Genomic DNA, 249 nt, shown 5'->3' on the forward strand with positions numbered 1-249 from the left:
TCCAGAGATGTAACTGGCTCCGTTGTCCGATAGCAGCCGTGGCTTATGCCGAACTGTTGCCCTTTCGCAGCCTGACGCCTGCAGGGCCAAGTCCAGCGTGTCGGTCACGTCGCTGGCCTTCATCGTCGTGCAGAGCTTCCATGCGATGATGTACCGACCGTAATCATCGAGAATTGTCGATAGGTAGAACCAACCCCAGCCGATGACCTTGAGATAGGTGAAGTCGGTTTGCCACAGCTGGTTCGGCCG

At 57.0% G+C, this 249-nt stretch carries 1 protein-coding gene; it reads right to left on the reverse strand.

Annotated features, from left to right (window positions below; genetic code table 11):
- Window positions 1-249 (reverse strand): DDE-type integrase/transposase/recombinase (locus HJ536_RS21300; protein ID WP_177159293.1); only part of this gene is annotated, 249 nt, incomplete at both ends.

The sequence above is a fragment of the Donghicola mangrovi genome, from assembly GCF_013377535.1.
GTDB lineage: Bacteria > Pseudomonadota > Alphaproteobacteria > Rhodobacterales > Rhodobacteraceae > Donghicola > Donghicola mangrovi.